The organism is Pedobacter jamesrossensis, assembly GCF_042650905.1.
GTDB lineage: Bacteria > Bacteroidota > Bacteroidia > Sphingobacteriales > Sphingobacteriaceae > Pedobacter > Pedobacter jamesrossensis.
This window is the reverse complement of sequence record NZ_JBHSBY010000021.1, coordinates 17,164-30,303: the sequence shown is the minus strand read 5'-3', so window position 1 is coordinate 30,303 and position 13,140 is coordinate 17,164. Positions and strand designations below refer to the sequence as shown.

Below are 13,140 nucleotides of genomic sequence, written 5' to 3'. Positions count from 1 at the left end.
TCAACTGCTAACATTTTTTCTTCTGATGTTCTCATATATTTCTTTTATGCAAAGAAAAACATCGCGAAAGTTATTTAAAAGATGTACTTGGTAGGCTGCTTACGATAGAACGGGGTGAAAGCATCTCTTTGCTCAATTTAATCAAAATTTTGCGGATGCTGGATGCACTATATGTATTGGACAGATTTAAAATAGAACCACAAATCAGCCCTATGCTACTGGCAAAAGAAGAACAGAAAAAACGTAAACGGGCATCCAGAGCGAAAGAAAGCCCTAAAGAGGAAGAATCAGGATGGTAAGAACAGCATATATTAAGTTATGGGGGCAACTGGTAGGTGCAGTTGCCTGGGATGAAAAGCAACAAATAGCGTCTTTCGAATATGACACTAAGTTCCTACAATCTCAATTGCAAATCGCTCCGATTAAAATGCCATTAATTAAAAGGATCTTTTCTTTTCCAGATCTTAGAGGCAACCCCACTTTCAAAGGTTTACCAGGGCTATTGGCCGATGTGCTCCCCGACAAATATGGAACTGAACTGATTAATATTTGGTTAGCACAGAACGGAAGACCTGAAGGATCATTGAATCCAGTAGAATTGCTGTGTTTCATTGGAGCAAGAGGAATGGGTGCCTTGGAATTCGCGCCATCTATTGCACCAGCAACTAAACCACATACACTGGAAATATCCAGTTTAATAGAAACCACACAAAGACTGTTGAACAAGAACGAATCTTTCCAAATACATACCGATGATGAAATGCGGGACGTGTTGATGGAAGTATTGAAAATGGGCACTTCGGCTGGCGGGGCCCGACCAAAGGCAGTCATTGCATACAATGAAAAAACCGGAGAAATAAGATCAGGGCAAACATTGACTAAAGGCTTTGAACATTGGTTACTGAAGTTTGACGGAGTAAATGACACACAATTTGGCACAAGTCATGGCTATGGAAGAGTAGAGATGGCTTATTACGGGATGGCAACCTCCGCCGGACTGGATATGATGGAGTCGAGGCTTATCGAAGAAGAAGGTCGTGCCCATTTTATGACAAAGCGGTTCGACAGAATCGGAGGAAATAAAAAATTGCACACACAAACTTTATGCGCTATAGCACACTATGACTTCAACCAAATACTGAGTTACAGCTACGAGCAATTGTTTCAGACCATGCGCCAGTTAAAACTAACCTATGCAGAGGCGGAACAGATGTTCCGTAGAATGGTATTCAATGTACTTGCAAAAAACTGTGACGATCATACTAAAAATTTTGCATTCCTGATGCATCCCAACGGCAAATGGACTTTATCTCCCGCATATGACATTTGTTACGCTTACCCACCAGATAGTGACTGGGTAAGCGAACATAACTTGAGCATAAATGGAAAGCGGGCAAATATAAGTAAGGAAGATCTTTTAGGAATTGCCAAACAGAACTCAATCAGTAAACCCAAACAGATAATTGATGAAGTTCAAACCTCAATTAATAACTGGCTTCACTATGCCGCTCAACACAAAGTAGAGGAAAAACTGGCAGCAGCAATCGACAAGACGTTGATTAAAAGTTTCTAGGATTTCATACTAACTATAAGGAAACCACGAAGGAACTTCGAATGGAGTTATCGGTGTCATTGACCAAGCGATTCCGTGACGGGTGATGAGCTGGAAAAACCAAAAAGTATTGACCCCATCTAACCAAAAATGATAAACTTTAGCTTTCTGATTTACAATAGATCCTCGATGTATTAAATTTGGCGAGACTAGATCAATCAAACTGGTTTATGCAGATTATAATTAAAGGCCTGAAATCCCCCCTTAAGCTGTCGATAAGAAAATCAGAGGATAGTGATCCCCGACGATATGGCGCTACAGACACATCTTAATCCCTGCTGTTGGAAAGAGAGATTAGTACTGCACCAGCAATCATTACACTTCCACCAACAATAACTTGCCAGGTTAGTTTTTCCTTTAGGAAAATGACGGATAGTATTATCGCGATGACAAGCGAGGAACGTTCCAGGGTGACCACAACCGAAGCTGGCCCCTGGGATAATGCCTTATATGAAAATAAGGTGGAAAGCGTGGTAAAAACCCCAGCTGCAATCAGGAATACCCATGCATTTTTTTCAATTGCCCTCCACTCATGAAAATTTCCCTGAAAAAATACCACACCCCAGGTGATTACTAATATCATCACAGACTGTATGGCAAAAGCAAGGCTGGAGTCAATGTTTTTTAACCCCGCCTTTGTTAGAACAATGACTAATGCTGCCGAAATAGCGGCCAACAAAGCCCAGAATACCCACATAATATTTATCGTTTAAAATTCAACAATTGATTCGGTTATTAGATTGTAACAAAATGATGTCATTAGATAAATGATCACCCTTCCGTTATTTTATGGGATTCTTTGATAATGAGTAGCAACTTCACCCGTGTAACCAGGATTTTCGCTGCATCATGTACAGCCTCGAATTTGGGAAAGGATAAAAGTGCTAAATTGGCTTTAGCCAGTGGGATCATAGCTTATCCATATGAGCGGGGTAAGAAGGACAATCTCAGTCATATCGGCGAAGAAATGGCCGGTTATCGAGAATCCTGTAAATATGCTCGCGGAAAATCCTCCAAATTGTTATGGTTTCCATTCGTTTCAAACCAGCCGTTTATGGTCGGAGTTTTTGGTTTTCCACAAATGCACAGGATGATGCTTAAAGTATCCATTCGTTACAAAAACTATTTTTTAGGTCTGATTATGCTTTTTAGCACAATCCTTTCACGCTATGCGGGTAACTGGGCTACTGGTTTTCCCTGCATAGTTTCACCTACCAGGTGCGCAATGAATTTTGAAAACAGGCTAATGTCCTGCTCAACACTGGCATGTTCTAATGCTTTCATATATTCATCTCTTTTTTCAACAGGAACAACCGTCCAAGGATACCCGCCAGAAGCCAGCATCGTATTCAGCAAAAAGCGTCCAATCCGGCCATTGCCATCCATATAAGGATGAATAAACACAAAGATGAAATGTCCCAAAACCGCGCGTACCGATGCCTCTGTTTCGGATTCCAGCAGTTCAAATAATACCGGCATACAATCACGCATCGCATCCACACTTAAGGGCACATGCTGTGAGTTACTAATATAAACCTGATGACTTCTATAACCCGCAAGATCTGACGCTTTTAGAATACCTGCCGCAACACTCGGATCGAATAACTCACGATACCATTTTTGGTGATCCTCATCGAGCTGAACACCTGCATTATTGCCAGCTAAAATATTCTTCACACTTTCCCTAACAACCTGGAAAGCCTGAAAATATCCCCGTGCCGCCATAGCATCCTTCTGTCTTTTATCCTCCTCATTTTGCTCAGCGTTCCAATTTCCCGAACTTACACGCTCAATCAATTCAGGGGTAACCCTATACCTTTCAATCGATAAAGAGTGATATGCATCAGTAACATAGATCGTATCTACATTTTTCAAATATCCTTCATGATCATTTGCTATACCTGGTGCAGCTGGAAAATCATTTATAACGATTTCACGTGCCCCTTGCCACATGAGTTTAATACGATTAACAAAAGGTGACTTTTCACGGGCTGAAAGATTAATCTCCAGTTTTGCCTGAAAGGGATCATCCTCCCGGACATCGTAGCCTGCCTGACGCATCGTATCCAGAATCTGATCTGCGATCCGCTCACGCTGAATATTTCTGAATGCACCAGCAAGCCTACCAGCAATTGTTGAATGACCATTATCCAGTAGAACCGGGAGCAGCTCAGATGCGTCCCTGATCAGAGACAGCGCAGTCCGTGCATCAAGCCCATTTCCACCAAATGCCGCTGGCGTACAATAAATCAATGCTCCCTGTAAGGTATAATGCCGAACCCCATTTTCTTGGGTCATTAGCTCCGCAGGCGGAAGTTCCGCCTGTAGATTAAACATTGAAGTACTGTGCGGCAAAGGCGTAGGGTGGTTATTACCGTGCGGAGAACGTATGAACAACTGTGAAGGTACAGACCAGTTCCCCGCAAGAATTTTTAAGGATTGGTCTGCCGACAGACACCACTCATTCCCATATTTATTATTCAGAAATTTAATGCAGAAATCCCAATAAGAGCTATACCATGAGGTAGTCTCACCGGGGCCTCTAGCAGGATCAGCAGTGATGTACCATCCTCTGGTTACTTCTTTTAGAAAACCGTTTTTTACCAAAATCTCCCGATACACCCGGTTTGATATCTCATCTGTGTATATCGCTACCTGATTATTATCCTGTAACACTTGTAATGCTTTTAACGCTTCTACAAATCTTTCCTGTGGTGTTGCCATATCTCTTGTTGTTAATCCTCTACTTCTTCATTCTACAATTATTAAACCTAATTGTGCTAATTCTAGTAAATGTTGATGTGGTAAATTTAGCAATTATTGTTGTGATTTTTCTAGTATTTATTGATGTGTTTATTTTAGTATTTGTAGTTGTGCTTATTCTAGTATTTATTGCTGCTCTATTATTAGTATTTGTTGCGATGCTAATATTAGTATTCCCTGTTGTACTAGTCTTAGTAACCATAGCGGATTCCTTTTATATCTTCTTATGCTGCATTTCCACTTCTCTCTTTACTCCCTTCTTTTCATTGTGGAGTTGCAGGGTACGTTACAAAAAGAAGAGCTTTGGCTTCATCAGAATGTTTTTTCTATGAACAACCTCACCGCTGGCAGGATCATGAAGCCGATTGGTATTTCTGCCTAGGTATCAGCTGACTGGTCGAATGAGGAACTATATGAGTTTATCCGCAAAAGCCCATACTCAAACTTTCCCGTTTATAAAACGACCAAGAACAGTATCGTTGGAATCCTTCAGACCAAGGACTTTCTATTAGATGGCAATGGAAAATGGGAGGACTGTATCATGGATCTGTTCACGGTAACGAATGAATCATCTATATTATCGATCTTTAATCATTTCAAGAAGCAGAACAGGAAGTTTGCGATCGTAACTGATGAAAGTAACTCCGTTGGACTAATCAGTATGCAGGATATTATGGAGGCCATATTTGGTGACATTCCTGAACTAGAGGATTATTCGGCATATTTTTACCCAGTGTCATACCTATAGTTTTGATAAATATTGATGAACTTGTGTAACGGCCATTGCCCCTTAGCCCACTGCCGAGGCAACCCTTTTAACCGAATTAAACCTCACATCGCCAGCTGCAAAAGAACCGGGAACACTGGTTTCTAAATGATAAGGTGGCCTATCTAAACCCCAACACATTTGATATTGGTCTATGCCGATTAAATCATTTCCTGTGTATAAATAACCGTTTTTATCTCTGCAGATGGCCGTTTCCGAAGCCCAATCTGTATTCGGTTTCCCTACGATGCAGATAAAAAGTTTTGAGGTTTCATGCCATTCTGCACTAAGATCTTTACTATTTTCAATCTTTATCCTTTGCAGATAATGATCTCCTTCCAACGCCGTAACATCCGAATAATACAACACGAAAATATTTTTGATGTTTGCAATGCGTTTGATTAAATATTCTGAAAGTGTATCAGACAGATTTCCTTTGCGAATAACCATGAAAACCTTTTTGGCAAACCCCGAAAAGTAGGTTGCAGCCTGCCCGGCAGAATTTCCACCACCCACAATATAAAGGTCCTTATCCTGGCAAAAAGCAGCTTCGCTAGCCCCTGCGCCATAATACAAGCCCTTATGAAAGAATTTGGTTTCATCTTTAAGGTTTAATCTGGCATACTCTATGCCTGTTGCACAAATATTTGTTTTGGCTACTCATTTTTCTCCCGTAGCAAAATCAACATGAATTTTATTATCATAGAAAGTACCCTTAACCCCCTCTTTCAAAAGCATAATTTCGACACCAAACTTTAACGCTTGTTGCCTGGCTCGCTCCGCCAGGTTTGCCCCCGAAATACCCTCAGGAAACCCTAAATAATTTTCGATTAAAGAACTTGTGCCCGCCTGACCACCAACGGCTTCACGTTCGATTAATATGGTTTATAACCCCTCTGAAGCAGCATAAACAGCAGCACTCAGGCCCGCAGGACCAGCACCATAAATAGATAAATCATATTCAGTATATTTTGGTTGAGTGATCCAACCCAGGTTACAGGCAATTTCTTCTAAAGTAGGATTTATGATGCCTTACCATCGGGAAATTCAATTACGGGGTGTTTATCTGGGTTGTTAAACGATGTGAGGCCTTGACCCCAGCCCAAATTATCATAACTGATATCAATCCAATCAAAATCGACAACACTTCTTTTTAAGAAATCCCTAATGGGGTAAATTTCTGGTGAATCTGGTTTTCCGTAAAGCTTAAGTTTATTCATTATTCAGTTCTCAATCGGTTCGTATTCTTATTTTTTAATGATTTCGCCATCGTAGGTAGCCAATATGTTAACTATGGCCTATCAAAAAGCAACCCAACAACCAAACAACTGTTTATCAATTACTTAAATTAAATATAAAAAAATAAAAACTAACGATATAAAGTAAATTTATGACGTGTTTCAATTCACATTTAATAAACATAAAAAAAATTCAGAAAATTTACAGTTTAAAGGCTGAAAAGTCTTCTAAAACGTATTTTAATGGCTATCTTTAAATAAAAAAGCCATGATTATAGACCCAAATAAAGAAGAACTTTCTGATGATAAGGAAGATGCTTTAACCAGCGAAGAAGACGCCTTAAACCAAAGTGTAGTTATCAGCGATGAGTCCGCTGCCCAACACGATTCCGATTTATTAGACCATGCAGATAAAGCTTCAAGGTCATCATACGAATTGGATATTTAGTGAATAAACTGGCGGGTTGATTTGTTTTCAATCCGCCAGTTTAAAATACATGTTTCTTTGCGAAGCCTAGCTTTTTAATTTTCGAATTTAGCGTAGTTGCCGGAACACCCAACATTTTAGCAGCTCCGTTTGTACCAGAAATTTTTCCATTGCACAATTCAAGCACAGTAAAAATATGATCGCGTTCGTTTTCAGAAATGGTTTTAACCATATTTACACTTTTTGATGTTATTTTGTTTGCATCGTTCGGAATTTGGATTTCCTTGATGATTGCACCCGTAGCCATAACCACTTGCCTTTCTATTAAATGTTCTAATTCCCTCACATTACCCGGCCAGTTGTAAGCCATCATCGACCCAATAGCCTTTTTAGAAAAACCAGTTAAATTCCTATTCGATTTCTTTGCAAATTTTTCTAAAAAATAGGTTGCCAATACCGGAATATCTATTTTTCTATTCCTTAAGGGAGGCAATGAAATGGGAAAAACATTCAACCTCTAGAATAAATACTGTCGGAATTTTCCAGCTTCTACTTCTTCCAAAAGATTTCTATTGGTGGCCGATACAATTCTAACATCGGTTGAAATCGTGGCTTTAACGCCAACTCTTTCAATTTCTTTTTCTTGTAAAACACGAAGTAATTTAACTTGTAAATCGAGTGACAACTCCCCTATTTCATCTAAAAAAATTGTGCATTGATGGGCTTGCTCAAATTTGCCCAATTCGCCTTTCGGTTGCTCCTGTAAAACTTCCTTTCTCATGGCCAAATAGTTCCGATTCGATTAAATTTGGTGGAATTGCAGCACAGTTTACTTTGATAAGTGTTTTATGCTTTCTGTTCGAAGCGTCATGAACAGCTTTGGCAATCAACTCTTTTCCTGTTCCCGTTTCTCCTAAAATTAGAACGGTTGTTTCAGTAGCAGAAATCCTTTCTGGCAGCCTGTAAACCTCCTGCATTTCAGTGCTCGCACCAATAATTTCCGGGTGACTGTAAACTTCGTCGCTCTCGTCTACTTTGTGAACAAGAAATTCAGAATTTTTTGCTGATGCTGCTGATTTTTTTGCTCGGTATTGATCCGCTCAATTGCTAATGTAAGCAAACTGGCAATCGTTTTCAATTGAAAATTTATATGCTTAGAAGCTACAAACTGAGTTTTGAATCCAAGCAATATTTGTCCCTTTATTACAGTTGATTTAGTGATCGGAATCGCCACAATATGGTTGATTTCATTCTCCATCCATAAGCTAATGTACACTTTATTTACCGAAAATGGTATCAGATTTTTTAAATCAAAAAAAGCCACTTCATTATTCAAATCGAATATTAAATCCTGTTTTGAATTAAGTATGACTTCCGCGTAATTTGCATCCAAAGTTGTTAGAAAATGAGTTTCGATAATATTGATGACTTCATCTTGCTGCTTTGCATTTATCAGTTTTTCTAACAAATTATCAAGGGCTCAATAGGTGCTATTTTCACCCTGTGAAACGGTTTCAGTTGCGGCAAAAGTATTTTTCCGTTGCCTAACTCAGACAGTAATCAGCCTAAGAAATCGGCAATAGATTGGGCAAGATTGAGTGTGAAGCAATGTAATATGAACTAGCAGAAAAGGCTAATCAGAACAAAAAACTGTACGCAAAGTTAAAAGAATTGAATGTCAACAATTTTATTGACAGCATAATCGAAAGAGAAAAAAACGGAGTGAACCACAATGTATTTTCAAAGCAAGACTTATGAAAATCAAGTCATAACAACGCCTGTAGACGTCTTGTAGATGCTCCATTTTTTTGTAGCAGTTGTTCTGTAGCCGGTAAATATCAGCTATTACAACCTATAGTTTTCAAATTTGAGCCAAACAAAAAACAGCTAAATTTATTGAAATAAGGAAGTATTAAAAACACTTCTTTATCTTTGGATTAAAGCGAATCTTTAATAAAAACTATAAAATGTCATACTGTAGCTATATTCCAAATATGCAGCCCGAAGAACGCAAGGAACTTCATAAAAACTATCATGATAATTATTATGGTTTTCCAATACATGATGACGATGAGCTTTTAGGCCGGTTAATTATGGAAATTAACCAAGCTGGACTTAGTTGGGAAACTATTCTTAAAAAAGAAGTTTCATTTAGAAAAGCTTACAGCAATTTCAACATAAAAGAAATTGCAGCGTACACTGAAGAAGATAGAAATCGTTTATTAAATGATGCGGGAATTATACGTAATAAGCTAAAAGTAAATGCTGCGATAGAAAATGCTAAAACCATTTTAGCTCTTCAAAAAGAATTTGGGTCTTTTGAAAATTGGCTTGACTTTCATCATCCAAAAACCAAAGAAGAGTGGGTAAAATTATTTAAAAAAACCTTCAAATTCACGGGTGGTGAAATAGTTGGTGAATTTTTGATGAGCACTGGATATTTACCTGGAGCACATGATGCAGACTGCCCGGTTTATAATAAAGTTGCTGCACAAAAACCAATGTCGTTTGATAATAAAAATAATCCTTAGAATATTTAGATCAAAAAACGATAAACAACTTTAAAAAAACACTAAATCAGCTTAGAATAACGCATTAGAAATCATTTAATTAACCAAAAAATCAGGTATTATTTATTATCATCACCGACCCTTTTCTTCTGTTCTAGTAACCCAAAATAAAGTATAGGAGTCCAATACTGTCTTAAATAGACGTACAACATTACCCAAATCCCCCTTTCATATTCTCATTCCTCCACTTAATTTTGATTAAGAAAAATAACCTCTAAATTGTTTTAACCAAATCACAAAATGGATATCAAAATAACAGATGTAGAAAGCTATATCGCAGGTTTCCCTAAAGAAACGCAAGAATTGCTTGAGCAAATGCGGCAAGCCATAAAAAAAATAGCGCCAAAAGCTACTGAAAAAATAGGTTATGGCATTCCGACATTTGTGCTTAACGGCAATCTGGTTCATTATGCGGGTTATAAAAATCACATTGGCTTTTATCCAGGTGCTGGCAGCATCGAACAATTCAAAGAAGAATTATCAATTTTTAAGAGTGCTAAAGGTTCTGTTCAATTCCCACTAGATAAGCCTCTTCCTTTAGGGCTTGTCAGCAAAATTACTGAATTTAGAGTTGCTCAAAACGAGCAAAAAGCCTTATTAAAAACAAACAAAGAAAATGGCAGAAAAACTAAGTAATGAGCAACAGGTTAGCTTTTACATACAAAACCTCAATGTACAACAAAGAGAAATTGTACAAACTATCAGGCAAATTATACTCAATACAGATTCGGAAATAGCAGAACAAATTAAATGGAACAGTCCTGGCTTCTATTATTCTGGAGAGATGAAGCCTTTTGATGCAAAAGAATATAAAAGGGACTTAATGGTTTTAAACCTTCACAAAGGAAAAATCATGCTCGTTTTACCCACAGGTGCTATTATAAAAGATACAAGCGGCTTGATGGAAGGGAAATATACGGATGGAAGGAGAATAATCCATTTTAAGGATTTAGATGATGTAATTTCAAAGGAAAAAGAACTTCAAGAGGTTATTAAGATCTGGTTAAGCTTGATAGAAAAATAATATTTTCATTTCTTAAAAAACACAGCAATTATCGGGTAGCTTAAACCCTTTACCAAAACTACTTTTGTATATAAATATTGACAACATGAAAGTTCAGGATGAAATTAACTTTAAGCGCATTAGTGAAGCCATAAATTATATTCAGGCAAATTTCAAAAAACAACCTAGCCTTGAAGAAATTGCTGAAAAGGTAAATTTAAGCCCTTTTCATTTTCAAAGATTGTTTAGCGAATGGGCAGGTACAACACCTAAAAAGTTTCTACAATATATTAGCATTGGTTATGCAAAAAAGCTACTCAAAGAAAATCAAACTCTTTTTAATACAGCTTTGGAAACAGGTTTATCGGGAACTGGCAGACTCCACGATTTATTTGTAAATATTGAGGGAATGACTCCAGGAGAATATAAAAGTGGTGGAGAAAATTTAAAGATAAACTACAGTTTTGCTCCGAGCCCGTTTGGTAATTTAATTATTGCATCAACGCAAAAAGGCATTTGTCACATCGCATTCTGTAATGATGAAGCTTCTGCATTTCAAAACCTGCAAAAGCTTTTTCCATCTGCGAATTATAGTCAGATTATGGATTCAGACCAACAAAATGCCTTAATCATTTTCAATCACGATTGGAGCAAATTAAATCAAATAAAATTACACATCAAAGGCACTGATTTTCAATTAAAAGTGTGGGAAACATTGCTTAAAATCCCAATAGGGAAATTATCTACCTACGGTTTAATTGCCGAAAAAATTCAAAACACAAGGGCTTCAAGAGCTGTGGGAACGGCTATTGGTGATAATCCCGTTGCATTTTTAATTCCATGCCACAGGGTAATTCAATCAAGTGGCGCTTTAGGTGGCTATCACTGGGGTACCGAACGGAAAAGTGCAATTATTGGTTGGGAAGCGGCCAAAACAGAGGGTAACACATAGCGGAATAATATGCTAAAACATCTTGAATTGTCATCTCAATTTTTAAAAAATCAAATAAAAAACAGGGAAATTTGTTTCGGAGGAAATATTCGTTTAAAAATTTATGGCAAATTATGCTGCAAATCGGGCAAACGAATGAAAGCAAAAAACAGGGTATTTTTCAAAACTGAAAAACAAGCGCTGGAAAATGGATTTCGTCCTTGTGGAAATTGCCTAAATAAAAAATATAAAGAATGGACTTATTTAACCAGGAAATAGATGTAAACCATAATCTACTCCCATACGCAGGAACTGTTAATTATTATGGAAAATTATTTACGCAAACACAAGCTAACCACTATTTCTATAGGTTGATGGAAACCATTGAATGGAAGAATGACGAGGCTTTTATTATGGGGAAACACATTATTACTAAAAGAAAAGTTGCCTGGTATGGAGATGAATCTTATTCTTACACTTACTCTAACGCATCGAAATTTGCCCTACCCTGGACAAAAGAACTTTTAGAGCTGAAACAAATATCGGAAGAGAAAACAGGCACAAAGTTTAATTCGTGCCTTTTAAATTTATACCATAATGGTGATGAAGGCATGGCCTACCATAGCGATGATGAAAAAGCTTTGGCTAAAAATTCTGCAATTGCATCGTTAAGTTTTGGAGCTGAAAGAAGGTTTCTTCTTAAACATAAACAAACCAAAGAAACCATAACAACATTTTTAGAGCATGGCAGCTTGCTGGTTATGAAAGACGAGACCCAAACTAACTGGCTTCATCGCCTCCCACCCACAAAAAAAGTAATAACGCCTAGAGTAAATCTCACATTTAGAACTATGGTCGTATAAATGGTTATTTAAAATCGCTTAACTCTAGAATTTTATTACTATCGTATTCTTTTAAAAATGATGTGCCTTTTGGTGTTTTTTCCCATCTGTAATTCTGCATGATATCTTTAGTGAATGTTGCTGCGTTTAATTTGCCCGGTGCAACAATTAAATCATAAGTTTCGCCTGTTTTATAATTTACCTGATAAAGGGAATTGGCAGTAGCAAATATGAGTGTATTCTTATCAGCCGAGTTTAAAAGGAAACGGCCTTGAATACGCTCCGAATCATTTTGTCTTTTCAGCGGATAAACATTTCCATTTATTAGCGTTACTACGAAATCATTGTTTACTAAAACTATGCTTAAACTTATTTCCTGTAAACCAGCAGTAACCTTTTTATCATCCTTCCCTATCGATGCACGTTCTAATTTAATTGCATCAATTTGCCCATTTTTTAAAGAAATAATGTAAAACGGCGAAACTAAATCAGAACTATCAGCAACCTGCGCGAGAAGCGCTGTTTTCTGTGTATTTAAAAACCTTGACACGAAAAACTTATCTGCCAAAGGTTTTGGATCGTTCTGAACTGAAATGACAGTATCTTTAAATTTAATAGCGTAAACATCGCCTAACTTTTTCCCTGAATCTACTTTTACGAATGCAAAAGCATCTCCTTTTACCTTAGGAAATTCATTAAAACTTTCATTTGGTTTTAAATCTCTTGGATGAATTATTTTTTCAATTTTCTGGTCTTTGCAGGCAAAAAGCGCTGCAGATAGGAATAAAGCTATTAACGTTTTTTTCATAAAAGATAGATTGGTAATCAGCTAATTTATCACCTTTTTTGATTTTAAAAAATTGAAAGAACCGAAAACATCCATTTTGATTCTTTATGATTAGATAATTTTTGGTTACTCAAAATCTCGACAATAAAAATTAATGCAACAGGCGTCCATCAGGCCTATGCCTAAAGAGAACCGAGAACT

At 37.3% G+C, this 13,140-nt stretch carries 19 protein-coding genes; 10 read left to right on the top strand and 9 right to left on the bottom strand.

All coding sequences use genetic code 11. The annotated features are described in order from the left end of the window. Positions 1–155: 155 nt before the first annotated feature. Together ACFOUY_RS03460 and ACFOUY_RS03455 are read left to right on the top strand one after the other, a co-directional pair. A complete protein-coding gene (locus ACFOUY_RS03460) occupies positions 156–299 on the top strand; it encodes a hypothetical protein (RefSeq protein WP_378959066.1) in 144 nt (47 codons plus the stop codon). Continuing rightward, positions 293–1,573, top strand: a complete 1,281-nt coding sequence (locus ACFOUY_RS03455; RefSeq protein ID WP_378959065.1) for a type II toxin-antitoxin system HipA family toxin — start codon at positions 293–295, stop codon at positions 1,571–1,573. Before ACFOUY_RS03460 ends, ACFOUY_RS03455 begins: the two co-directional genes overlap by 7 nt. A 307-nt stretch (positions 1,574–1,880) precedes the next feature. Here the strand turns inward: ACFOUY_RS03455 and ACFOUY_RS03450 are convergent, their stop codons facing one another. Together ACFOUY_RS03450 and ACFOUY_RS03445 are read right to left on the bottom strand one after the other, a co-directional pair. Further along, entirely contained in the window at positions 1,881–2,309 is a 429-nt protein-coding gene (locus ACFOUY_RS03450; RefSeq protein ID WP_378959064.1) for an EamA family transporter, read from the bottom strand. Between the two features lie 470 nt (positions 2,310–2,779). After that, positions 2,780–4,336: a Fic family protein gene (locus ACFOUY_RS03445; protein WP_378959063.1), complete on the bottom strand. Its 1,557-nt coding sequence runs from the start codon at positions 4,334–4,336 to the stop codon at positions 2,780–2,782. A 580-nt stretch (positions 4,337–4,916) separates the two neighbouring features. Here ACFOUY_RS03445 and ACFOUY_RS03440 point away from each other — a divergent pair. Then, positions 4,917–5,123 carry a CBS domain-containing protein gene (locus ACFOUY_RS03440; protein WP_378959062.1) on the top strand — a complete coding sequence of 69 codons (207 nt, stop codon included), beginning with the start codon at positions 4,917–4,919 and terminating at the stop codon, positions 5,121–5,123. A gap of 42 nt (positions 5,124–5,165) precedes the next feature. Here the strand turns inward: ACFOUY_RS03440 and ACFOUY_RS03435 are convergent, their stop codons facing one another. Continuing rightward, positions 5,166–5,771 (bottom strand): NAD(P)/FAD-dependent oxidoreductase, encoded by a 606-nt coding sequence (locus tag ACFOUY_RS03435; RefSeq protein ID WP_378959067.1) that lies wholly within the window; start codon positions 5,769–5,771, stop codon positions 5,166–5,168. A 392-nt stretch (positions 5,772–6,163) separates the two neighbouring features. After that, positions 6,164–6,361, bottom strand: coding sequence for a hypothetical protein (locus ACFOUY_RS03430; protein ID WP_378959061.1), 198 nt, complete (start codon positions 6,359–6,361; stop codon positions 6,164–6,166). Between the two features lie 286 nt (positions 6,362–6,647). Between ACFOUY_RS03430 and ACFOUY_RS03425 the strand changes: the two genes are divergently transcribed. Then, a complete protein-coding gene (locus ACFOUY_RS03425) occupies positions 6,648–6,827 on the top strand; it encodes a hypothetical protein (RefSeq protein ID WP_378959060.1) in 180 nt (59 codons plus the stop codon). A gap of 40 nt (positions 6,828–6,867) precedes the next feature. Here ACFOUY_RS03425 and ACFOUY_RS03420 read toward each other — a convergent pair whose 3' ends face one another. The 4 genes from ACFOUY_RS03420 to ACFOUY_RS03405 all read right to left on the bottom strand — a co-directional run bounded on the left by ACFOUY_RS03420 (position 6,868) and on the right by ACFOUY_RS03405 (position 8,274). Beyond that, positions 6,868–7,260: an AAA-type ATPase lid domain-containing protein gene (locus tag ACFOUY_RS03420; RefSeq protein WP_378959059.1), complete on the bottom strand. Its 393-nt coding sequence runs from the start codon at positions 7,258–7,260 to the stop codon at positions 6,868–6,870. Between the two features lie 63 nt (positions 7,261–7,323). Further along, the gene (locus tag ACFOUY_RS03415) at positions 7,324–7,587 is read right to left on the bottom strand and encodes a sigma 54-interacting transcriptional regulator (RefSeq protein WP_378959058.1); all 264 of its coding nucleotides are present in this window, start codon (positions 7,585–7,587) and stop codon (positions 7,324–7,326) included. Then, positions 7,535–7,783, bottom strand: coding sequence for a sigma 54-interacting transcriptional regulator (locus ACFOUY_RS03410; RefSeq protein WP_378959057.1), 249 nt, complete (start codon positions 7,781–7,783; stop codon positions 7,535–7,537). The genes ACFOUY_RS03415 and ACFOUY_RS03410 overlap by 53 nt, the downstream gene beginning before the upstream one ends. A 53-nt stretch (positions 7,784–7,836) precedes the next feature. After that, positions 7,837–8,274, bottom strand: a complete 438-nt coding sequence (locus tag ACFOUY_RS03405; protein WP_378959056.1) for a hypothetical protein — start codon at positions 8,272–8,274, stop codon at positions 7,837–7,839. A 499-nt stretch (positions 8,275–8,773) separates the two neighbouring features. Here ACFOUY_RS03405 and ACFOUY_RS03400 point away from each other — a divergent pair, with 499 nt between their 5' ends. The 6 genes from ACFOUY_RS03400 to ACFOUY_RS03375 all read left to right on the top strand — a co-directional run bounded on the left by ACFOUY_RS03400 (position 8,774) and on the right by ACFOUY_RS03375 (position 12,173). Further along, positions 8,774–9,337 (top strand): DNA-3-methyladenine glycosylase I, encoded by a 564-nt coding sequence (locus ACFOUY_RS03400; protein ID WP_378959055.1) that lies wholly within the window; start codon positions 8,774–8,776, stop codon positions 9,335–9,337. A 279-nt stretch (positions 9,338–9,616) separates the two neighbouring features. Next, positions 9,617–10,012 (top strand): iron chaperone, encoded by a 396-nt coding sequence (locus tag ACFOUY_RS03395; protein ID WP_378959054.1) that lies wholly within the window; start codon positions 9,617–9,619, stop codon positions 10,010–10,012. Beyond that, positions 9,993–10,400, top strand: coding sequence for a DUF1801 domain-containing protein (locus tag ACFOUY_RS03390; protein ID WP_378959053.1), 408 nt, complete (start codon positions 9,993–9,995; stop codon positions 10,398–10,400). The genes ACFOUY_RS03395 and ACFOUY_RS03390 overlap by 20 nt, the downstream gene beginning before the upstream one ends. Before the next feature lie 85 nt (positions 10,401–10,485). Further along, positions 10,486–11,331 (top strand): methylated-DNA--[protein]-cysteine S-methyltransferase, encoded by an 846-nt coding sequence (locus ACFOUY_RS03385; RefSeq protein WP_378959052.1) that lies wholly within the window; start codon positions 10,486–10,488, stop codon positions 11,329–11,331. Between the two features lie 9 nt (positions 11,332–11,340). Beyond that, on the top strand, positions 11,341–11,589 hold the full coding sequence (locus ACFOUY_RS03380; protein ID WP_378959051.1) for an Ada metal-binding domain-containing protein: 249 nt from the start codon (positions 11,341–11,343) through the stop codon (positions 11,587–11,589). Beyond that, a complete protein-coding gene (locus tag ACFOUY_RS03375; protein ID WP_378959050.1) occupies positions 11,565–12,173 on the top strand; it encodes an alpha-ketoglutarate-dependent dioxygenase AlkB family protein in 609 nt (202 codons plus the stop codon). The genes ACFOUY_RS03380 and ACFOUY_RS03375 overlap by 25 nt, the downstream gene beginning before the upstream one ends. Before the next feature lie 4 nt (positions 12,174–12,177). On the opposite strand, the gene ACFOUY_RS03370 is transcribed toward ACFOUY_RS03375, so the two are convergent. After that, positions 12,178–12,960: a hypothetical protein gene (locus ACFOUY_RS03370; RefSeq protein ID WP_378959049.1), complete on the bottom strand. Its 783-nt coding sequence runs from the start codon at positions 12,958–12,960 to the stop codon at positions 12,178–12,180. Positions 12,961–13,140 lie beyond the last annotated feature (180 nt).